Source organism: Williamsia serinedens, assembly GCF_024171725.1.
Taxonomy (GTDB): domain Bacteria; phylum Actinomycetota; class Actinomycetes; order Mycobacteriales; family Mycobacteriaceae; genus Williamsia_A; species Williamsia_A serinedens.
The window spans coordinates 409,255-432,576 of sequence record NZ_JAMTCG010000004.1; the positions used below are offsets into that span (position 1 = coordinate 409,255).

General features: G+C 73.7%; 6 protein-coding genes (1 of these 6 only partly in view). 1 reads left to right on the forward strand and 5 read right to left on the reverse strand.

Annotated elements, in window-relative coordinates:
• Positions 1–13,914, reverse strand: the 5' portion of a protein-coding gene (locus tag LX12_RS12925; protein WP_253654950.1) for a non-ribosomal peptide synthase/polyketide synthase. The gene continues 23,352 nt to the left of window position 1, outside the view; 13,914 of the gene's 37,266 nt are visible here — the first part of the coding sequence; the start codon lies at positions 13,912–13,914; the stop codon falls past the left edge of the window.
• The gene (locus LX12_RS12930; protein ID WP_253654951.1) at positions 13,911–21,974 is read right to left on the reverse strand and encodes a non-ribosomal peptide synthetase; all 8,064 of its coding nucleotides are present in this window, start codon (positions 21,972–21,974) and stop codon (positions 13,911–13,913) included. Before LX12_RS12930 ends, LX12_RS12925 begins: the two co-directional genes overlap by 4 nt.
• 73 nt (positions 21,975–22,047) lie before the next feature.
• Between LX12_RS12930 and LX12_RS12935 the strand changes: the two genes are divergently transcribed.
• Positions 22,048–22,275 carry a hypothetical protein gene (locus tag LX12_RS12935; protein ID WP_253654952.1) on the forward strand — a complete coding sequence of 76 codons (228 nt, stop codon included), beginning with the start codon at positions 22,048–22,050 and terminating at the stop codon, positions 22,273–22,275.
• An 87-nt stretch (positions 22,276–22,362) separates the two neighbouring features.
• Here LX12_RS12935 and rpsQ read toward each other — a convergent pair whose 3' ends face one another.
• Genes rpsQ through rplP form a run of 3 tightly spaced genes read right to left on the reverse strand, consistent with a single transcriptional unit; the run spans position 22,363 to position 23,320 of the window.
• A complete protein-coding gene (rpsQ, locus tag LX12_RS12940; RefSeq protein ID WP_253654953.1) occupies positions 22,363–22,665 on the reverse strand; it encodes a 30S ribosomal protein S17 in 303 nt (100 codons plus the stop codon).
• On the reverse strand, positions 22,662–22,904 hold the full coding sequence (gene rpmC / locus LX12_RS12945; protein WP_299571588.1) for a 50S ribosomal protein L29: 243 nt from the start codon (positions 22,902–22,904) through the stop codon (positions 22,662–22,664). Before rpmC ends, rpsQ begins: the two co-directional genes overlap by 4 nt.
• Positions 22,904–23,320 carry a 50S ribosomal protein L16 gene (gene rplP, locus LX12_RS12950; protein ID WP_253654954.1) on the reverse strand — a complete coding sequence of 139 codons (417 nt, stop codon included), beginning with the start codon at positions 23,318–23,320 and terminating at the stop codon, positions 22,904–22,906. The genes rpmC and rplP overlap by 1 nt, the downstream gene beginning before the upstream one ends.
• Positions 23,321–23,322: the final 2 nt, after the last annotated feature.

A 23,322-nucleotide genomic window follows, 5' to 3' on the forward strand; every position in this document is an offset into this window, starting at 1 on the left:
GTCGAGTTCGGTGCGGCCGCGCCCGGACACCGGGGTGGCGATGGTGACGTCCGTCCGGCCGCTCCGGCGCGCCAGCACGACGGCGAGCGCGGCGTGCACAGCCATGAAGACCGTGATCCCGCGGTCGCGACACCACCGGTCGAGACGGTCGGCGATCGCGTCGAGAGGGACACGAACCTCGCCGCCCCGTCCTGTCGGCGCGGCGGGTCGCGGGTGGTCGGTCGGGACCGTGGCCGGATCGGCGACCCCGGCGAGACGCTCGGTCCACCAGTCGAGTTGACGTGCCATCGGCGACGTGTCGTCGTCGGGGTCGCCGAGTGTTCGTGCGTGCCAGAGCGTGACGTCGGCGTACTGGATCGCGAGGGAGGGCAGCGCGGCGTCGTCCCCACGGAGACGCGCGGAGTACGCGGCGACGAGGTCCCGGGTGAGTGGGGCGATCGACTGGCCGTCGGAGGCGATGTGGTGCAGCACGACGACCAGGTGGCACACATCGTCGCCGACGACGTGCACGCCTGCGCGGACGCCGATCTCGCGGGTGACGTCGAACGGTCGGGTGGGCAGGCCGGCGACGTCCTCGGTGACCCACCAGGACGCGTCGACCCACCACGATCCCTCGCCGGGCTCGAGGACGTGCTGGTGGACCGCTCCGGTGTCGTCCTGGCGGAAGACGGTGCGCAGGCTCTCGTGCCGGAGGACCACGTCGCCGATCGCGGTGCGCAGCGCGGTCTCGTCCACCGGCCCCTCGAGCCGCAGGACGAACGGGATGTTGTAGGCCGGAGAGGTCGGGTCGAGGCGGTTGATCACCCACATGCGCCGCTGCGCCGGGGACACCGGGATCCGTTCGGGCCGTGGCACGGCGACCAGGGGGTGATCCGGGATCGACGGCGCGGCGTCGACGATGCGGCGCGCCAGGGCGCGCGCGGTCGGGGCCTCGAAGAGGTCCCGCACGCCGACCCGGAGTCCCAGTGCCGCCGAGATGCGAGCTGTCGCGCGTGTGGCCGACAGCGACGTCCCGCCGAGGTCGAAGAAGTCGTCGGTCGCCGAGAGGCTGTCGAGGCCGAGTACCCCGGCGACGACGTCGACGATCACCCGCTCGGTTCCGGTGCGAGGGTCGGATCCCGCTGCGGGCGTGGCCGTACGGGCGGTCGGTGCCGGCAGTGCGCGGCGGTCGACCTTGCCCGACGGGGTGACGGGCAGGCGGTCGAGGACGACCCAGGTGTCCGGTCGCAGTCCCGGCGGCAGGACGGCCGCCGCGTGGTCGGCGAGGTCGTCGGCGGTCACGGCACCCGCGACCCACACGACGAGTCGGTCGGCGACGACGTCGGCGGTCGCGGCGATCACCCCGTCGACGGAGGCGACGACGTTCTCCACCTCGCCGAGCTCGATGCGCTGCCCCCGCAGCTTGACCTGGAAGTCGCTGCGCCCCAAGTACTCCAGCTCGCCGTCCGTGGTCCACCGGACGAGGTCGCCGGTCCGGTAGAGGCGCCCACCGGACCCTGAGGGGTCGGCGACGAAACGCTCGGCGGTGAGGTCGGGCCGTCCCACGTAACCCCGGGCCAGTTGCACGCGGGCCAGGTACAGCTCCCCGGTCGTCCCGGGACCGACCGGGTGCAGGCGACGGTCCAGCACGGCGACGGTCGTGTTCGGGACCGGTCGACCGATCGGCACCGTCGTCGCGTCCGGTCGGACCTCGTGGGCGGTGACGTCGATCGCGGCCTCGGTCGGCCCGTAGAGGTTGTGCAGCCGCGCGTGGGGGGCCGCGGCCAGCAGCGCCGTGGCGGTGGCGGCGGGGAGCGCCTCGCCCGACGCGACGACGTGGCGCACCGACCGCAGGCGGCGGTCCGGACCGTCGCCGCCGGTGGCCGCGCGGATGGTCTCGGTGAACACGGCCATCATCGACGGGACGAAGTGCAGGCAGGTCACCCCCGCGCGCTCGACGAGCGAGACCAGGTACGCGGCGTCGCGATGGCCACCCGCGTCGGCGATCTCCATCGTCGCCCCGACCATCGGCGGGAGGAACACCTCCCACATCGACACGTCGAACGTCAGGGGCGTCTTCTGCAGGATCACGTCGTGGGCGCCGAGCCCGAGATCGTGCTGCATCCAGCAGATCCGGTTGACCACGGCATCGTGGCCGACGGTGACCCCCTTCGGCCGACCGGTCGATCCGGAGGTGAAGAGGGTGTACGCCGCGTGCGATCCGCGGAGCGGGGCGACGCGATCCGCGTCGGTGATCGGTGCCACGTCGGGGACAGGGCCGGAGCAGTCGACGACCGTCGTCGGCACCGGGGATTCGGCCCCGTCCTCGTCCCCGTCGTCGACGACGAGCATGCGGGTGACGGACGCGGTCGCACAGACGTGGTGGACACGGTCGAGGGGCGCATCGGGGTCGATCGGCACGACATGTCCACCCGCGGCGACCACCGCGTGGACGGCGACGATCATCTCGATCGACCGCGGGATGCGGACGGCGACCGCCACATCCGGTCCCACGCCGAGCGCGATCAGCCGGCGGCCGAGCGACGCGACATGCGCCGCGAACGATCGGCCGTCGAGCGTCCGCGCACCGTGGCGCACCGCGATCGCGTCGGGCGCGGCCGCGACCCCGTCGGCGACGAGGTCCGACAACCGCCGGTCCGGCACCGCCGTCGACTCCCCGCGCGACCAGCCGCCCACGAGATCGGCGGTGGCGTCGTCGATCCGGTCGAGGTCGCCGACCGCGAGACCCGGGGAGTGGGCGAGCCCGGTGAGCGCCGCGGCGACGCGCACCAGCAGATCCGCGGCGACGTCGTCGTCGACCACCGACGCGCGGTACTTGAGCGTCAGGGTCAGGCCGTCGTCGGTGGGCGCGGCCACCAGGGCCGCCGGGTAGTGCGTCGCATCGGACGTCTCGATGCGGCGGATGTCGACGCCCGACGCCGCCGCGGCTGCACCGACGCCGTCGACGTCGACCGGGAAGTTCTCGTACACGACCAGGGAGTCCACAGAGATGTCGCGACCGACCGCGCGGGCGATGTCGTCGAGTCCGACGAACTGGTGGTCGACGACCCTGGTGCGGTGGCGGTGTGCGGCGCGGGCGACGTCCGCCAGCGTGTCCCCCGGCGCGGCGGGGACCGCGACCGGGACGGTGGTGATGAACAGTCCGACCATGTGCTCGACACCCGGCACCTCGGCGGGTCGTCCCGCCGCCGTCTCGGCGAACAGCACGACGTCCTCACCGGTGCGCTGCGCGAGGACCACCGCCCACGCCGCGTGCAGCGCCGAGCTCGTCGTGACCCCGAGGTCGCGGACCCGGGCGGTGAGCGTGTCGGTGGTGCCCGCGTCGAGGGTGGTGCTCGTCGAACGGTGTTCGCCGCCCGTCCCTCCGGGTGTCGGGGCCGGGAGCGTGGGCGCGAGGAGGGTGGGTCCGTCGACCGCCGCGAGCGCCTCGCGCCACACGTCCAGGGCGGCGTCGACGTCCTGGCGTCCGAGCCACTCGAGGTGGCGGCCGACGTCGAGGTCCTCGAGGGTGTCCGGGGTGTCCTCCCCGTCTCCCGCGAGCAGGTCCGCGAGGAGCACCGGCCCCGACCAGCCGTCGACGATCAGGTGGTGCGCGGTGACGACCAGCGACAGCAGCCGCTCCCCCGTCTGCGGGTCGGGGTGGGTCGCCGCGAGGAACCGGATGAGCCCGGGGGCGCCGAGGTCGAACCGGCGAGTGCGTTCGTCGGTGGCGAGAGCGGCGAGGGCGTCGCCACCGGCCGTCCGGTCACCGAGACCGACCGCGCGCCAGTCGGGCTGGGTGCTCGGGTCCACGACGACGACGGCACGGCCGGAGTCGAGGCGGTGGAAGGTCGACCGCAGCGCCGGGTGCCGCCGGAGGACTCGCGTCGCCGCGGCGCGGAGGTCGTCGGGCGTGCGGTCGCCGGCGAGGGTGATCACCGACTGCGTGATGTAGGGGTCGATCTCGGCGTCGCCGGTCAGCCCGTCGTCGGACACCTCGACCTGGAAGAGCAGCCCCTGCTGCAGCGGGGTGAGCGGCCACAGGCGCGCACCGGGGTGGGTGCGGAACAGATCGTCGATCTCGTCCTGGGTGAGACCGGTTGCGGCGAGGTCGGTCTCGCTCGGTCCCGGCGCGCGGACGGTGGCGGCGTCGACGATGCCCCGCACCGACGTCACCCATCGCTCGACGAGTGCCTGCGCCCTGCGCTCCCAAGCCCCGCCGAGTGCCTCTGGCGCCACGGTGAACTCGGCCCGGATGCGTCGGCCGTCCGTGTCGTGGACGACCGCGGTCGTCACCGTGATCGCCGCCAGAGCCGTCATGGTCCCATCGACGACGGCGGGCAGTGACGGCGCGTCGGCCACGGGCCCGAACGCGGCTGTCTCGGCAGTGCGCAGGGTGCCGAGGTGATTGACGGTGACGGGCGGCAGCGGCAGGTCGCGCAGCGCCGATCCCGGTGTCCCCCACCGCAGGGTCCCGAACGCGACACCGCGGTCGGGGGTACGTGCGACGGCGTCCTTGGTGGCCTGCACGAGTCGGATGGTCGCGGCGGCGTGATCGTCGGCGGTCGGGACGTCGACGGCGATCGGGGCGAACGCGGTGAACCATCCAACGGTGCCGGACAGGTCGGCGCCGGGGGCGACGCCCTCCTCGCGACCGTGGTTCTCGACGAGGACCGCGACACGCTCGGCGTCCCCGGCGAGGGCCTGCAGCACCGCGGCGACCAGCAGCACGTCGACACCGGTCGTGAACGCAGGGGCGGTCGTGTCGAGGAGCGTCTGCGACACCGCGGCGTCGAGGGTGGTCGACACCGTCCGCGTGTCGACCTGGCGGTCACGGTCGGGGTGGAGAACCACGGCCGCCCCGTCGATCACGGGCGGTGGGACGTCGAGTCGCCGTCGCCAGAGGTCGATCTCGTCGGTGCGGTCCGCGAGGTCGGCGAGCACCTGTGCCCAGCGACGGTAGGACGTCCCGCGCACCGGGACGTCGATCGTCGCGCCCGACGCGTGCTGCCACCACGCGGTCGCGAGACCGGTGACGATCGCCTGCCACGACACCGCGTCGACCGCGACGTGGTGGACCGCGACGACCAGCCGCCCCTCCCCTGGCGCACCGCGCACACCGACCGCAGCGACCATGACCCCGCGTGCGGGATCGAGTGCGCGCAGAGCCGTCGCATGGGCGGTGTCGACGTCGCCGTCGGCGAGCAGGGCGGTGTGGACCGCGGACGGGTCACCGGTGCCGGCGGTGACCGTCCACTGCCCGTCGGCGACCGTCAGTCCCGCGGTGAGCATCGGGTGTGCGGCCACGACGGCTCGGACGACGGTGTGCAGCGCGTCCTCGTCGACCCCGTCCGGGAGGGCGAGCACGGCGGCCTGCGAGAAGTCGCGGATGCGGTCGGGGTCGCCGGACGCGAGGTCCCGCAGCCACGCGACGGGCGGCGGCAGGGGCATCGCCCCGGTCGGCCCGTCCGCCGGCTCGGAAAGGGTGGCGGTCCGGGCCTGTCGTAGGCGGACGGCGAGCTCTCGCACCGTCGGTGCCGCGAACACGTCGCGGGGGGACACGGTGTACCCGGCCGACCTCAGGAGCGATGTCAGTCGGATCGCGGCGATCGAGTCGCCGCCGGCGGTGAAGAACGACGTCGTGACCGACAGCGTGTCGACGCCCAGCACACCGGCCACGACGTCACCGATCACGTGCTCGTCGTGGGTCGTGGGTGCGGCCACGACGACCGGGTCGACGGCGGCGAGGTCGGGGACGGGCAGGGTGCGCCGGTCGAGCTTGCCGCTCGGGCCGATCGGTGCGGTGTCGAGCACGGTCCACACCGTCGGCCGCATGTACTCGGGAAGGGCCTGCGCCACAGCACGTGTCGCCGAGGCGCGCAGGGTGTCCGCGTCGTCGTGGCCGACAACATGGGCGGCGAGGTGGTCGGCTCCCCCGGGCGCGCGGACGACGGTGACGGCGGCGTGGGTGACGCCCGGCGCCTCGGCGAGGACCGCCTCGATCTCCCCGAGTTCGACACGCTGCCCGCGGATCTTGACCTGGGAGTCGGAGCGGCCGAGGTACTGCAGGTCCCCGTCGCGGGTGCGGCGGACGAGATCGCCGGTGCGGTAGAGCCGGGCGCCGTGCTCGACCGGATGGGCGACGAACCGCTCGGCGGTCAGGTCGGGACATGCGGCGTACCCGCGGGCGAGTTGCACGCCGCCGAGGTACAGCTCGCCGACCACGCCGTCGGCGACGGGATGCAGTCTGGCGTCGAGGACATGCGCCTGTGCGCCCGGGACCGGTCGTCCGATCGGCACGACGTCACCGATCGCGTCCAGTGGGGCGTGGAGGACCTCCACCGCGGCCTCGGTGGGTCCGAACAGGTCGTGCAGAGCCGCGTGCGGGAGGGCAGCGCGGACGGCGCGGGCAACGGCCGGCGTCAGCGCCTCGCCGGAGCAGAAGACGTACCGGACGTCCCGCATCCCGGCGAGGCGATCGGCGCCGACCACGTCGAGGAACACCGCCAGCATCGACGGGACGAAGTGGACGGACGTGACGTGATGGCGCGCGGCGAGGTCCGCGATGTGCTCGGGGTCGGTGTGCCCGTCGGCGCCGGCGACGACCATGCGCGCACCGGCCACGAGGGGTGCGACGAGTTCGGGCACGGACACGTCGAAGGTGGCCGGTGTCTTGAGCATCACCGCGTCGTCACCGTCGAGGGGGAACGCCGCGAGCCCCCAGCGGATCCGGTTGAGGACCGCGCGGTGCGCCACGGTCACGCCCTTCGGCCGGCCCGTCGACCCGGACGTGAACAGGGTGTACGCGGCGGCGTCGGGATGGACGGGCCCGCCGCGCTCGGCGTCGGAGATCGGCGGGGCCGGCCTGGTGTCGACGGTCACCGGTGTGACGCGGAGTCCGCTGTCGCGCAGTGCCTCCGGAACAGGGTCCGTGGAGACCGCCAGCGTCGCGCCGGCCGTGTCGACGATGTGCGCGACCCGATCGGGCGGTGTCGAGGGGTCGACGGGGACGTACTGCCCGCCCGCGCCGAGGACGGCGTGCACGGCGACGACGAGGTCGATCGACCGGGGCAAACATACGACGACAGCGGTCTCCGGCCCCACTCCGGCCGCGAGCAGTGCGCGGCCGAGATGCGCGACCGCCGAACCGAACTCGACGAAGGTCAGCGACCGGCCGGTCGGACCGTCGACGACCGCCGTCGAGGTCGCGTGATCGACGCACGCCGCCGCGACCGCGTGGACCAGAGTCTCGTCTGCCGCTCCGCGCACCAGGGCCTGCGGGCCGCTCGCGGCGGCGAGCGCCCGCGTCGTCGCGGCCGCCCCGAGGAGGTCGACGTCGCCGACCGCCGTCGACGCGGGTGGTTCGGCGAGCGCGGTCAGCGCGCGGACGAGAGCGTCGGCGATCATCTCCCCGGTCTCGACGTCGAACAGGCTGCGCGCGACGGTGAGGACGCCGTCCAGCCCGTCGTCGGTGTCGGTGACGCCGATGGTCAGGTCGACCTTCGCAGGCTCGGGGCCGGGGTCGGCGAGGGCCACCTCGAGGTCGCCGACCGTCGCCGTCGCAGCCGCGCGGGTGGTGCCCTCGTCGAGCACGAGCATCACCTGGGCGAGCGGTTCGAACGACTCCGACCGCACCGGGTCCATCGCGTCGACGACGCGCTCGAACGGGATGTGTGCGTGCGCGAACGCGTCGAGGTCCACCTCACGCACCTCGCGCAGCAGTGTGTCGAGGGCGTCGGCGGGATCGACGCGCGTGCGGAGCACGACGGTGTTGACGAACATCCCGACCAGCGGGTCGATCTCGGCTCGACCACGCCCCGCGACGGGTGTCGCGACGGTGATGTCCGTCGTGCCCGTGACCCGCGCGAGCACCAGCGCGAGCGCGGAGTGGACGGCCATGAACAGGGTCGCACCGTGGCGGCCGGCGTTCGCGCGCAGTCGATCCCGCACCTGCGCCGGCAGTGACCATCGCACCGTGTCACCGCGGGTGTCGGCGACGGTCGGCCGGGGCCGATCGGTGGGCAGCGGCAGCAGGTCGGGCGCACCGTCGAGCACCGTGCGCCAGTGCGCGAGCGCTCGGCTCATCTCCGACGCGGGATCCTCGGCGTCACCGAGGAGCTCACGCTCCGCGAGGGCGTGGTCGGCGTACTGGACGGGCAACGGCGTCCAGTCGGCCGCATGACCGGCGGCACGTGCGGTGTAGGCGGTGGCGATGTCGGCGGCGAGGATCGGCGCCGACTGGCCGTCGGCGGCGATGTGGTGGACGGCGAGCACCAGGAGGTGGCGGTCGCGCGCAAGGGACGCGAGACGCCCCCGGAGCGGGAGGTCGACGGTCACGTCGACGCCGTCGTCGAGCACGGCCCGCGCGGTGGTCTCCGCGCCGGGTCCCCCGGTGGTGCCCCAGTCGAACCGGTCGGCGACGGGGGCCGTCGGGAGCACGACCTGGGTGGGTTCACCGCTCGCGGAGGCCGGATAGACGGTCCGCAGGACCTCGTGACGGTCGACCACGTCGAGCACGGCCAGGCGCACCGCATCGACGTCGAGCGGTCCGGTCAGCCGGACCACCACGGGGATCGTGTACGCCGACGACGTGGTGTCGAGCTGGTTCACGAACCACATCCGCCGTTGCGCATGCGACAGCGGGAGTCGATCCGGACGAGGCCGCGATCCTGCGGCCACCGGCCGCCGCTCGACCTCGCGACCGGCCAGCGCCGCCGCCAGCGCTCGAGGCGTGCTGTGCGCGAACACGTCCCGGACACCGACCGCGACACCGAGCGCGTCGGCGACGCGGGCGACAACACGTGTCGCCGACAGCGACGTCCCACCCAGCGCGAAGAAGTCGTCGACCACCGACACGCGGTCGAGCTGCAGCACCGTCGCGATCACGTCGGCGACGGCACGCTCCCGATCGTCCGCCGGGGCCACGAACGCTGCGCGCTCGATCACCGGCGCGGGCAGCGCACGTCGGTCGACCTTGCCGACCGGTGTGAGCGGCAGGGCGTCGACGAGGACGATCGCCGACGGGACCATCGGGCCCGGGAGCCGCCGCGCCGCGTGGTCCAGGAGGTCCGACGACGTCACCGCGGGGTCCGCGGAGACCACCCACGAGACGAGGGTCGGTTCCCCCGTGGTGGGGTGCTCGACGCCGGTCGTGAACGAGGCCGCGACGTCGGGGCGGTCGGTGAGCACCGCGTCGACCTCACCGGGTTCGACGCGGACGCCGCGGATCTTGAGCTGGAAGTCGCTGCGGCCCACGTACTCGAGGTCACCGGTGCGGCGCCGACGGACGAGATCGCCGGTGCGGTAGCGACGTCGGCCGTCCGGGCCGGCGACGAACCGGTCGGCGGTGAGGTCGGCCCGGCCGCGGTAGCCCCGCGCGAGGGCGGGTCCCGACAGGTACAGCTCGCCGGTCACGTTGACCGGCACCGGCTTAAGGCGGGCGTCGAGGACCTCGCAGCCGACACCGTCGATCGGGGTGCCGATGGTCGGCGGGAGTTCGGGTGTCATCGGTGTGCTCACGGTCGACCAGACGGTCGCCTCCGACGGGCCGTACAGGTTCAGCATCGTCCGGCCCGGCGCCCAGGCGCGCACCAGGTCCGGGCCGCAGGCGTCGCCGGCGACGCACAGGACGGCGAGGTCGTCGAGGCCCTCGGGCGGGACCGTCGCGAGCGCCGCGGGTGTGACGACGGCATGCGTCACCCGCTCGTGGCGCAGCACGGCGGCGAGGTCGTCGCCACCCACGATCCCCGGCTCGACGACGCAGAGCGCTGCTCCGGACGCGGCCGCGACGACGGTCTCGAAGACGGCGGCGTCGAATCCCGGTGCGGCGAGCCGCAGCACACGCGACTGCGAGGTGAGGTGGAGTCGCTGCACCGCCTCGTCGGCGAGCGCACCGACCCCGGCGTGGGTCACCTCGACACCCTTCGGGGTGCCGGTCGAACCGGATGTGAACACGAGGTACGCGGTGTCGGCGGGGCGTGGGCGGGGCGAGGGGGACGACGCGGCCCCACCGGCGTCCGACGGGTGAATGCGCACCACCGCAGCGGGGAGAGCGGCGTCGTCCCGGGCGATCGCGATGCGGACGTCGGCGAGGGCGACCATGTCGGCGACGCGGTCGGCGGGTGTCGTGGGGTCGATCAGGAGGGGCGCCGCCCCGCTGCGGACCACCGCCCAGAGGGCGACGGTCGCGTCGACCTCACGCGCCAGGACGATCGCGACGGCGTCGCCCGGGGCGGCCCCTGCGGCGGCGATCCGGCCGGCCACCGCATCCGCGCGACGCGACACCTCGGCGTAGGTGAGCGTCGTGCCCGACCCGCTGACGGCGGGCCTGTCGGGGTGAGCGGCCACGGCGTCGCCGAGGACGTCGACGAGGAGTCGACCGGTGGACGGTCGGGTCGGTGTCTCGTCGGATCGTCCCCCGGCCGGGGCGACGTCGGGCAGCGGCAGGTCCCCGACGGGCGCGTCCGGATCGGCGACGACCGCCGCGGCCAGTGCGCGCAGGCGCTCGCCGAACTCGACGACGGTCGCGGGGTCGAACAGCGCTGTCGCGTAGGTGATCACGGCCGGGACGTCCCCGGTCTCGTCGCGGCCCGCCGGGGCGTCGACCGTCAGCTGCAGGTCGACCTTCGTCGTCGTCACCGGCACGTCGACCGACTCCACCTCGACGCCGGGCAGCGCCAGCTCGGGCCGGTGGTGGTTCTGGAACGCCAGCGCGACACCGAAGATCGGCGCGTGGGCGGTGCTGCGCTCGGGTGCGAGCTCGGCGACGACGGTCTCGAACGGGACGTCGGCGTGGTCCATGGCCTCGATGTCGACGTCGCGGGCGCGACGGAGCAGGTCGAGGAATCCCCGCCTGCGGTCGACCGGTGTCCGCAGGGCGACCGTCGTGACGAACATGCCGATGAGGTCGTCGACCCCGGGTGCGTCGCGACCGGCGACGGGGCTGCCGACGACGATGTCGTCGTCGGTCCCCGACCGGGCGAGGGTCAGCGCCAGGAGGGCATGCATCGCCATGAACGGCGTGGCGCCGTGGCGGTGCGCGAGGTCCGACAGGGCCGCCCACGTGGCCGCGTCGATCGAGAACCGCTGCTCGGCACCGCCGTCGACCCACACCGGTGGGCGCGGGCGGTCCAGCGGGAGGTCGGTGACGCCCTCCACCCCGGTGAGGCGCGTCCGCCAGAACGCGAGCTGCGTCGCCGCGAGCGACTCCGGGTCGGAGGGGTCGCCGAGCCGATCTCCCTGCCACGCGGCGTGGTCGGTGAACTGGACCCGTAGTGGGCGCAGGTCGGGCGGTAGGCCCTCGAGGCGGGACCGGTAGGCGGCCATCAGGTCCCGAACCATCGGCCCGACGGAGGCGCCGTCGGCGATGATGTGGTGCAGCACGACGACGAGCAGCCAGGTGTCGTCGTCGGTCCGGTACAGGCGCACCCTCAGTGGCGGCCGCGTCGCGAGATCCATTCCGGTCGCGGTGGTCTCGGCGATCGCGGAGCCGGTGGGATCGTCGACGGACCGCCGGTCGAGCGGCGGGTCCACGAGGACGTCGACACCGGTGGTGTCCGGGTGGACGACGGCCGTCGGGACGCCGTCGGTGGCGACGAACCGCGTGCGCAGGGTCTCGTGACGGCCGATCAGGTCGTCGACGGCCGCGGCGAGGACGTCCGGGCGCAGGTCCCCGGTGAGTCGCAGGGCGACGGGGATGAGGTACCCCACGCCGCCGGGGTCGAGGGTGTCGAGGAACCAGACACGGTGTTGCGCAGGCGACAACGGCGCCGTGAACGGGACGGTCCGGTCTCGATCGACCGACACGAGCGCCGGTCGGGTGGGTCCGCCGACCCGACCCTCGACGACGGCGGCGAGCGACCGCACGGTCGGGTGGGCGAACACGTCGCGGACGGAGACCGCGACGTCGAGACGCTCCGACGCCCCGATCGCCCAGCGGGCGGCGGCCAGCGAGTTGGCGCCGCGGTCGAACACGGACGCGGTCACCGGGATGTCCAGGAGACCGAGCGCCTCGGCGGCGATGGCGGCGAGCACCTCTTCGGTGGGGGTCGCCGGCGGGGCGTCCTCGCCGGTCTCCGAGGACGTGGGCGCCGGCAGCGCCGCCCGATCGACCTTGCCGTTCACGGTCGTCGGCATCCGGTCGAGGACCACCACGTCCGACGGCACCATGTAGGCCGGCAAGAGCGCGGCCACCGCTGCGCGGACCCCGTCGGCGCCCGCGCCCGCGCCGGTGACGTACGCGACGAGACGATCGGCCGACCCGTCGGCGGGACCGACGTCCGGGCGGTGCACGGTGACCGCGACCGACGACACCCCCGGGGCGGCGTACACCGCGGACTCGACCTCGCCGAGTTCGATCCGGTGCCCGCGCAGCTTGACCTGGTCGTCCGCGCGGCCGACGAAGATCAGGGATCCGCCCCGCGGCCGGGCGACGTCACCGCTGCGGTACATGCGTGACCCCGGCGGGCCGGCCGGGTCGGCCACGAAACGCAGAGCCGTCAGGTCCGGGCGACCGAGGTACCCCCGGGCGAGCTGTCCCCCGGCCAGATACAGCTCGCCCGGGACACCGTCGGGCACGGCGGCGAGCCGTGCGTCGAGCACCGCCGCTCTCGACCCCGGGAACGCGATCCCGATGTCGGGCTCGGTCGCCGTCGCGGAGAAGTCCGCCGTCATGGCGCGGTGGGTCAGGTACACCGTGGCCTCGGTCGGCCCGTAGACGTTCTCCAGCGCGGTCCGGGCAGCGGGGTGGTCGTCGTGCCAGCGACGGGCGGCGGCGGGGTCCAGGGACTCACCGCCCAGTGCGATCCGACGCAGCGCCGACGGGATGCCCCGCGCCCGCAACACCTCGGCCACGGTGTGGAACAGCGACGGCGTCGCACCCATCACCGTCACGCCCTCGCGGTCGAGGACGTCGACGAGATCGACGGGGTCGCTCACGGTGTCGGGGTCGACGACGACGAGCCGCCCGCCGACGGTGAGCGGCGTCCACATCTCGGCGACCGAGACGTCGAAGGCCGGGGAGTGCAGCGCCGACCAGACATCGTCGGCGCTCGTGGACATGACCTCCTGCGCTGCGGCGAACAGGGCTGTGACCTGGCGGTGCTCGACGACGACGCCCTTCGGGACACCGGTCGACCCGGAGGTGAAGATCGCGTACGCGGCGTCACGCGGATCCGGATCCACGTGGGCCGCGTCCGCGTCCGCCGCGGCGGCCTGCAGGTCGCCCAGCCTCCGGACGAGGATCGCGCCCGTGCCGCCCAGGTCGTCGGGGTCGGCGTCGTCGGTGACCACCACGAGGACGGGACGGGCCGCGTCGAGCACCGCCTGCACCCTGGCCGCCGGGTGCGCGCGGTCGAGCGGGACGTAGGCGGCCCCGGCGCGCATCACGGCGAGAAGGGTGACGACCAGGTCCACGTCGCGCCGCAGCGCGACGGCCACGAACCGTCCGGGACCGGCTCCGTCGGCGACGAGCGCGCGGGCCAGGGCCTCCGAGTCCGCGTCGAGTTCGGCGAACGTCCTTGTGCGACCGGCGGTGTCGGTGACGGCGACCGCATCCGGACGCCGGCGGGCCGCCCCGCGGACCAGCCCCGGCACCGTGCGCCAGTCCCGTGTGCCGATCGCGGCGATCGCGGCCTCGACGACGGCGGCGGTACGGGCGGCCGCGGCCGCCGCGATCTCCGCCGGCGCCAGCCCGTCTCGCGGCATCAGTGCGGTGACGGTGGCACGGACGGCCGCGTCGGGGTCGACACCACGGGACGCCAAGGCGGCCGCCGCCGCGGCGACCCGGCGGTGCAGGTCGGCGAACGACAGCGGCTCGCCGGTCAGGACCGGGGACTCGGGTGCGACGCGCGCGGCGACCGCGATGAGCTCCACCAGGCCCGGGCGGTCGCGCGAGCGCGGCGGCGCGCGGTGCGCGCCGGTACCGGTCACGGTCACGCGGACTCGGCCCCGTCCGTCGAGAACGCCGTGTCCTGGCCGCCGAAGGCACCGCCGACGGCATCGACGAGTTCGGCGGCGCGGCGGGCGATCGCGTCCACGGCGACCTCGACGGGGTCCCCGTCGGACCCGGCGGTCACCGCCAGGGTCGGGACGAGGCTCGTGAGGGCGACGACGAGGGCCGTGCCCGCGTCGGTGTCGGGGAGTGCCGTCGCCATGGCCACCGCCGACGCCTCGAGGTCGAGGAACGTCACCGCGGCCCCGTCCTGGTCGATCGCGACCACGTCGGGGAGCACGGCCGCCGCGGCCGACACCAGACCGGCGGCGGCGGACGCCGCGACGAGAGCGCCCCGGCCGGAACGGAACCCGTCGGAAGGGTCGTCGAGGTCCACGTCCTCGATCGTGAGGTCTCCCACGGCCGTCGTGGGATCGTCGACGACAGCGCGCAGCAATCGGAGCCAGCGCTGCACCAGCGTCTCGACGGTCGCGCGGTCGAAGAGGGCCGTGTCGTAGGTGACGCGACCACCGAGCGCGCCGGCACGGTCCACCCCATCGCGGTCCCCGGGGAAGATCGCGACCTCGAGGTCGACCTTCGCGGTCGTGGTGGCGTCATGCCGCGGCGTCACGCGCAGTCCGTCGAGCGTCACCGCCGGCAGGTCCAGATCCTGGAACGCCAGCGTCACCTGGAAGAGAGGGGTCGCCGACGACGGCGCTCGACCGAGGACGTGGTCGACGATGCGGTCGAAGGGGACGTCGGTGTGCGCCAGGTCGGCGAGGTCCTCCGCGCGGACCCGGTCGAGCAGGTCGGTGAAGGGCTCGTGCGGCGAGATGCGCGTGCGCAGCGGCACGGACGTCACGAACATCCCGACGACGTCGGCGACCCGTCGGTCGTCGCGACCCGCATGGGGTGTCCCGACGACGACGTCGGTGCGGCCCGACGACCGCGCGAGCAGCACCGACCACGCCGCGTGGACGACCATGAACAGCGTCGCCGCATGTGATCGTGCGATGTCCTCGAGACCCGCGACGATGTCGGCGGGGACGGTGACGTCCACGGTCCCACCGCTCCCCGGTCGGTCCCGACGCGGTCGGTCGGTGGGCAGGTCGCTGCGCTCGGGCGCCCCGGACAACCGGCGCGACCAGTAGGCCAGCTGGCGCTGCTCCTCCGTCGTGCTGTCGGGACCGGCCGTCGACAGGAACTCCGCGTGCCAGCGGGACCAGTCCGCGTAGTCGACCTCGGTCGGGCGACGACCGTCGACGACCGACCGTGTCCCGCCGACGCGAGCGGCGTAGGCGGCGGCCAGGTCCCGGGTCAGTGGCGCCAGCGACGCGCCGTCGGCGTTGATGTGGTGGATCGCGACGACGAGCGCATGGCGCTCGGGGTCGACACACAGGATCCCTGCGCGGACGCCCGGCTCGGCGACCAGGTCGAAGCCGCGACCGGTCACCTCTGCGACGGCCGCGTCGAGCGCGGCGGGATCCACGTCGCGGACGGCGATCTCGATCGCGTCGAGGGCCTGGTCCGCCGGGACGATCACCTGGACGGGCCGGTCCCCCACCAACGGGTAGACCGTTCGCAACGTCTCGTGTCGTTCGATCACGTCGCGGACCGCACCGGTGAGCGCGTCGACGTCGAGCGGGCCGGCGAGGTCGAGCACGAGCGCGATGACGTACGCCGAGGACTGCGGGTCGGCTCGGTTGATCGTCCACAGACCGCGTTGGCGGTCGGAGACCCCGACCACCTCGGGACGGGGACGACGAACGAGGTCGGGACGTCCACTCGTCGGCGCGGTCGCGAGGACCGCGGCGAGCGCTGCGGGCGTGGGGTTCTCGAAGACCGTCGCGACCGGGACCCGCCGGTCGAGGACACGGTCCAGGTGGGTGGCGAGTCGCGCCGCCGACAGCGACGAACCGCCGCGGGCGAAGAAGTCGTCGTGCACTCCGACGCCGGCATCACCCAGGATCTCGGCGACCGCGGCGACGACCACCGTCTCCATCTGGGTGCGCGGCGCGACACCCTCGCCGGCGACGACGATCTCGACCGGCGGCAGGGCCGTGCGGTCGATCTTGTGGGTGCGCGTCGTCGGGAACGCGTCGAGCACGACCACGGTGTGCGGCACCAGATGCGCGGGGAGTCGCGTGCGGGCGCGGTCCATCAGTCGCTCCGGCGAGGCGTCGCGGCCGGTCACGTAGGAGACGAGCACGGTCTCCCCGGACGGGGCCGTGACGCCGACGGTGACGGCACCGTCGACCGCGGGATCGGCGGTGAGCACGGCGTCGACCTCGCCCGGTTCGATCCGCATGCCGCGGATCTTCACCTGGAAGTCGTTGCGACCGTGGTAGACGAGTGCCCCGGAATCCGTGCGCGACGCGAGATCGCCTGTGCGGTAGAGACGCTCGCCGGGGACGAACGGGGACGCGACGAATCGCGACGCGGTGAGGTCGGGACGACCGTGGTACCCCCGACCGAGCGCGGCTCCCGACAGGTACAGCTCCCCCACCACGTCGACCGGGACCGGCCGCAGGCCCGGACCGAGGACGAGGGCGCCGACGCCGTCGATCGCGGTGCCGATGGTCATCGGGTCGCCCTCGCGCAGGGGCGATGTCGCCGTCGAGGTGATGGTGGCCTCCGTCGGGCCGTACAGGTTGACCACACCGCGACCGCTGCGGGACCAGCGGGCGACGAGTTCCGGCGGGCAGACCTCGCCCGCGACCATCATGGTCGCGATCGACGGCACCGCGGCCGGGTCGATCGTGGCGGCCACCGACGGCGTGAGCACGGCGTGGGTCACCCCGTGCCGGTCGACGACCGACTCCAGGTCCGCCCCGGCGAAGACGTCCGACGGGCTGACGACCAGTTCGGCACCGGCGCACAGCCCGAGGACGATCTCGAAGACGGCGACGTCGAACCCGGGCGACGCGACGTGCAGGACACGGCTCGACGGCGAGACGCACAGCAGCCGGCGTTGCTCGGCGACGAGGGCGGCCAGCCCGGCGTGGGTGACACCGGCTGCCTTGGGTGTCCCGGTGGATCCCGACGTGAAGAGCAGATAGGCGAGGTCGTCGACGCGGATCGTGCGCGTGCGGTCGGTGTCGGTGACCGGGTCCGTCCGGTGACCGGCGCAGCGCAGTTCCACATCGGGGTCGTCGACGACCACGACCGGGACGGCCGTGTCGTGGGGTGCAGCGTCGCCGGTGGCGAGAACGAGCCGTGCCCCGCTGTCGTCGATCATCGCCGTGACGCGGGCCGCCGGATGGCGGGGGTCGACGGTCACGAAAGCCGCACCCGTGGTGGCGACGGCGGCGATCGCGAGGACCAGATGAGCCGACCGGGGCATCGTGACGGCCACGACGTTGCCGGGTCCGATCCCCTGGGCGATCAGGTCGCGCGCGAGCGCGGCGGTCGCCGAGCGGAACTCCGTCCACGACAGGGTCACGTCGCCGGTGAGCGCCGGCGCCGTGGGATCGGCGAGGGCGGCGCCGGCGTCGAGCAGGTCGGCGAGGACGACGGGCGCCGTGGCGCTTCGGCGCGGCGCGGTGAGCGCGGACACCGCATAGGCGTCGAGGACGTCGATCGTCCCCGCGGCGCGGCCGGGGTCGGCGATCACCGCGGCGAGCACCCGGACGAACATGTCGCCGAACCCCACGACGCGCGCCTCGTCGAACAGGTCGGTGGCGTAGGAGATCTCGATGCGGGTGGTGTCGGCACCCTCGGTGACCGTCCACGTCAGGTCGTATTTCGCGGCGGGGACGCGCGCGTCGATCAGTCCGGCCGCGCCCGGCCACGCACCGAGGTCGGCGAGGTGGTCGGGTCCGACGGTGAGCGCGACCTGGAACAGCGGGGCGTGCGCCGGCGTGCGCTGCGGCGCCAGCGCGTCGACGACCCGCTCGAACGGGATGTCGGCGTGTGCCAGCGCATCCGCGCGGACACGGTGGTTGTCCGCGAGCAGATCGGCGACGGTCGCGTCGGCGCGCAGTGGCGTGCGGAGCACCACGGTGGTGACGAACATGCCGACGAGGTCGGTGGTCGCCGGGTCGTCACGGCCGGCGACGGCGGTGCCGATGCTGACGTCGTCGGTCGCCGCGAGACGCGCGAGGAGGATGCCGAGCGCGGTGTGGAACACCGTGAACGGTGTCGTGCCGAATGCGCGGGCGGCGTCGCGGACACCGTCGGCGAGCTCCGCGGGCACGGTCAGGTCGACGGTCGCCCCCGCGCCGGACGCCACCCGGGGCCGGCGGCGATCGGTCGGCAGCTCGAGCAGCTGCGGTGCCCCGCGCAGCTCCTCCTCCCAGAACGCGATCCCATCGGTCAGTGCCGACGACGGGGCGTCCGGGGTGCCCAGCGACTCCGCCTGCGCCACCGCGACATCGGCGTACTGCAGGGGCAGTGGCGCGAACGCCGGTGCCCGCCCCGAGCGCCGGGCCTCGTAGGCGTGGACCAGATCCGACAGCAGTGGTCGCAACGAGAACCCGTCGGCGGCGATGTGGTGGACCACGACGACCGCGACGTCCCCGGCAGGGTCACCGGTGACCACCGTGGCCCGCAACGGGACTTGCGACTGCAGGTCGAAACCCGTCCCGGCGAGACGCGCCACGGCCGCCGAGCGGCCCCCGGCGGCCGCGTCCACCACGACCGGGCAGCCGGACTCCAGGCGTGCCATCGCGGCGGGCGTCGACAGGATGTGCTGGACCGGTTCTCCGTCGACCGCGGGGAACACCGTCCGGAGGATCTCGTGGCGGTCGAGCACGTCGACGACCGCCGAGCGGAAGGCGTCGACGTCGGCGGCCTCGGCGAGCGCGAGGGCACCGGACATGTTGTAGGCCGGGTCGTCCGGGGCCATCCGGTGGGTGAACCACAGGCGGGTCTGGGCGGGTGCCAACGGGATCGGTTCCGGCCGCGGACGCCGGGCCGGGGCGACGACCACGTCCGTGGGCACGGCACGCGCCGCGAGGGCACGCAGGTCGCGTGCGTCGAAGACGTCGACCAGCGCCAGGTCGACCCCGACGGCGCGGGCGCGCGACACCAGGCGTGCGGCCAGCATCGAGTCGCCCCCGAGCCGGAACAGGTTGTCGGTCACGGAGACCGGCGCGCCGGGGAGGGCGTCGGCGACGAGGTCGACGACGATCCGTTCCACGGGCGTCGCGGGCGCGACGAGGGCCGAGGCGCGGTGCGCCACCGGGGCAGGGAGTGCGCGTCGGTCGAGCTTGCCCGAGCGCGTGGTCGGGAACTCGTCCACCGTGACGACCGCCGCGGGCACCATGTGCTCGGGCAGTCGGTCGGCGCACCACGCCCGGACCGCGTCGGTGTCCGCGTCGCCCCGGACGTAGGCGACGAGCACGGGCGCGGGTCCCATGTCGCGGCGGGCGACGACGACGGCGGCGCCGACGCCCTCCATCGCCGCGACGACGGCGCCGATCTCGCCCAGTTCGACACGGCGGCCGCGGATCTTCACCTGGTCGTCGACGCGACCGAGGTAGTCGAGCACGCCGTCGTCGCCCCACCGGACGAGGTCGCCGGTGCGGTACATGCGCGTCCCGGCGTCGCCGGACGGGTCGGCCACGAAGCGCTCCGCCGTCAGCCCGGTGGCCCCGACGTACCCCGCCGCGATCTGGGCACCGGCGAGGTACAGCTCGCCGATCACGCCCGCCGGGACCGGCCGCAGGTGCGCGTCGAGGACTCGGGTCACGGTCCCCGGCACCGGTCGCCCGATCGGGACGGGGTCCTCACCGCCGACGACGTGGCTCGTCACGTCGACCGTCGCCTCCGTGGGGCCGTACAGGTTGACCAGCGTCGGACCGTCGTGGGCGAGCACCCGCGCCGCGGTCGCCGCGTCCAGTGCCTCGCCGGAGGTGATGACCAGCCGGACCCCCGGCGGGAAGGGGGACGCCCCGACCACGTCGAGGTAGGTGTCCAGCATCGACGGCACGAAATGCAGAACCGTGACCCCGGCCGCGGCGATCCGCGTCCGCAGGTGGTCCGGATCGCGGTGGCCGTCGGGTGCGGCGAGGACCATGCGGGCCCCGGTGGTCAACGGCCACAGCAGTTCCCACACCGACACGTCGAACGTCGACGGCGTCTTGTACAGCACCGCATCGGTCGCGGTGAGCGAGTGGTCGTCCTGCATCCAGGCCAGGCGTGTCTGCACCGCGGCGTGGCCGACCTCGACGCCCTTGGGCTCCCCCGTCGACCCGGACGTGAACAGCACGTACGCGGGCAGATCGTGCGGGACGGGCTGCGCGAAGGACGCGACGGGCTCGGCGGCGCGCCAGGAGACGAGGCCACCTGTCCGGCCGACGAAGTCGGCGTCGACCGTCGCGGCAGGACGGACCCGTCGGGCGATGCCGGCACGCCGGTCGGCGGGGTCGGCGGGGTCCACCGGGACCCAGGCGGCGCCGAGGGTCAGCGCCGCGTACACCGAGCAGACCTGCTCCACGCCACGCGGCAGCGACAGGACGACCCGGTCCCCGAGCGTGACCCCCTCGTCGGCGAGCACGCCCGCGAGTCCGCGACGGGCACGGTCGAACTCGGCGTAGGTGAGGACCCCGGCGCCGTGGTCCAGGGCGACCGCGTCGGGTGTGGCCGCGACGTGTCGCTCGAACGCGGCGAGGACGTCACCGTCGTCGGCCGGCGTCTCGACGGCGGGCCCGGCGGAGAACGCCTCCACGCGTCCGACCTCGCCCGGCAGCAGCAGATCCAGGTCGGCGACGGAGACGTCGGTTGCGGCGACGAACCGGTCGAGGAACGTCAGGAACCGCCGCAGGTGGGTGTCGATCTCGGTGGCGGTGTACCGGGCGGCGTTCCCGTGCAGGTCGATCTCGAGCGGGGCGTCGGTACCGGCCTGGTAGACGTTCAGCCGCAGGTCCTCCGCGACCCCGGACGACAGGATGTGGTAGTCGACGTGGGCGCCCTCGAGCGCGAGCGGTCGGTCGAACAGGACCATGTTCACGATCGGCCCGAACGACATGGACGACGCGTCGGTGCGACCGGCCAACGCGCGGATGTCCTCGAAGCGGAACCGCTGATGTCGCAGGCATCCGGTCAGCTCGAGCGTGGCGGCCCGGACGAGGTCGGCGACCGAGGTGCCGTCGGCGACGGGCAGTCGCACCGGCAGCATGTTCGCGACCATGCCCGCGGATCTCTTCACCAGCGCCGTCGTGCGGGCGGTGACGGGCAGGCTCAGCACGACCTCGTCGCTCGCGGTCATGCGGGCGAGGAACGCGGCGAACGCCGCGCCGACCACCGCGGGCACCGACGCCGACATGCCGGTCGCGGCCTCGGACAGCCGGATCTGCACCTCGGGGGCGAGTCGCGAGCCGGCGGCCACGTGGCGGTGCCGGTCCGGGTCGTCGGGCGCCGGGGTGGCCCGGCGCGTGAGCGTGATCGGCTCGGGCAGGTCGACGACGCGCTCGGCCCAATGGGCACGATCGGTCTCGTACCGGCCGGTGGATCGGTACCGGGCGTCGTCCGCGACCACCTCGGCGATGTCCGCGCGACGCGGCGGGGTGAACGCGTCACCCCGGGTCGCGGCGTTGTACCGGTCGATCGCCTCGTGCAGACAGGTCAACGCGCCGAACCCGTCGAAGGCGATGTGGTGCCCGCGCAGATACCAGAACGTGCGGTCGTCCGCGACGCGCAGGAAGGTCGACACCGCGACGGGCTCCCGTGTGAGGTCCATCGGACGCTCGTGGTCGGCCGCCATCCAGGCGTGGGCGGCGGCGACCGGGTCGGTCTCGTCGCGGAGGTCGATCTCGTCGACGTCGAACGCGCCGTCGGGATCGATGCACTGGAACGGCTCGTCGTCGACCACGGTGAACCGCGTGTGCGCCGACTGCAGATCCCGCGCCGCGGCGACGACCGCGCGTCGGAAGGACTCGCGGTCGAACGGACGCTCGCCGTCGACGACGTCGAGGAAATGGGCGACCGTCACCGACCGACCCGCGTCGGCCTGTTCGGCGAACCACATGGCCCGCTGGGCCGCGGTGAGCCCGACGAGGCGCGACGTCAGATGGTCGGCCTCCTGCGGCCACGACCGAACTCCCCCACCGCCCACATCAGCCATCGCCCCTTCGACATTTCTCCCACGACCCTCGACAGACCGGCCCGCCTGCGCGCACATCCCCCGAGGTGCGCCGGTGAGCCGCACTGATCATAACTGTGCGATCTCACGATCCACTGTCGTTGATCGAGTGCATTTCGCACCGTTCTCGTCGGCCGTCGATGTGGCACGCCACGAGCTTTTCGCACCGTCAAAGACATTGCGCCGCAACAGGATCGTTGGACATCATCAGCAACAACAGCCCCACCGGGAGGTCACCCGAACGATCGACAATCCGCGCAACCAGGACAGCCGGATTCCGTGACAACTCACAGCTGACCCCCAGGTGCCCGGCGCACGGAAAAGGCCCGCCACCGCAGGGGTGACGGGCCTTCTCACGTGTTCGAGGGGCTTACTTGGCCTTCTCGAGGACCTCGACCAGACGCCACCGCTTGGTGGCCGACAGGGGTCGGGTCTCCATCAGACGGACACGGTCGCCGATGCCGGCGATCTCCTGCTCGTCGTGCGCCTTCACCTTGGAGGTGGTGCGGATGATCTTGCCGTACAGCGGATGCTTCACGCGGTCCTCGAGCTCGACCACGATCGTCTTCTGCATCTTGTCGCTGACGACGTAGCCCACCCGCGTCTTGCGCTGGTTGCGCTCGGTGGTCCCCGAGGCGCTTGTTGCGGTGCTCACTGTCGAATCCTCACTCATGCGTCGTCACCGCCGTCGGCGTCGGGACCTGCGGCCAGGCCCAGCTCGCGCTCCCGCAGCACGGTGTAGACGCGTGCGATCTCACGACGGACCAGCCGCAGTCGGCGGTTGTTGTCGAGCTGCCCGGTCGCCATCTGGAACCGGAGGTTGAACAGCTCCTCCTTGGACTCCTTGAGGCGCTCGAGGAGCTCGGTGTCACCCAGTGCGCGCAGCTCGGACGCGGCGATGCCCAGTGCCATCAGAACTGCTCCTCTCGGGTCACGATGCGGGTCTTGATCGGCAGCTTGTGCTGCGCGCGGCGCAGAGCCTCACGAGCGGTGTGCTCGTTGGGGAAGCTCATCTCGAACAGCACGCGGCCCGGCTTGACCGGCGCCACCCACCACTCCGGCGAACCCTTGCCCGAACCCATGCGGGTCTCGGCGGGCTTCTTGGTCAGCGGACGGTCCGGGAAGATGTTGATCCACACCTTGCCGCCACGCTTGATGTGCCGGTTGATGGCGATACGCGCGGACTCGATCTGACGATTGGTGATGTACGCGCTCTCCAGTGCCTGGATGCCGTAGTCACCGAACGTCACCTGGGTGCCGCCCTTGGCCTGCCCCTTGAGGCTGGGGTGGTGCTGCTTGCGGTGCTTGACCCGGCGAGGGATCAGCATGG

Coding starts and splice junctions, on each gene's coding strand:
- LX12_RS12930 (WP_253654951.1), bottom strand. CDS start 21,974: ATGGCTGATGTGGGCGGTGGGGGAGTTCGGTCGTGGCCGCAGGAGGCC.
- rpmC (WP_299571588.1), bottom strand. CDS start 22,904: ATGGCACTGGGCATCGCCGCGTCCGAGCTGCGCGCACTGGGTGACACC.
- rplP (WP_253654954.1), bottom strand. CDS start 23,320: ATGCTGATCCCTCGCCGGGTCAAGCACCGCAAGCAGCACCACCCCAGC.
- rpsQ (WP_253654953.1), bottom strand. CDS start 22,665: ATGAGTGAGGATTCGACAGTGAGCACCGCAACAAGCGCCTCGGGGACC.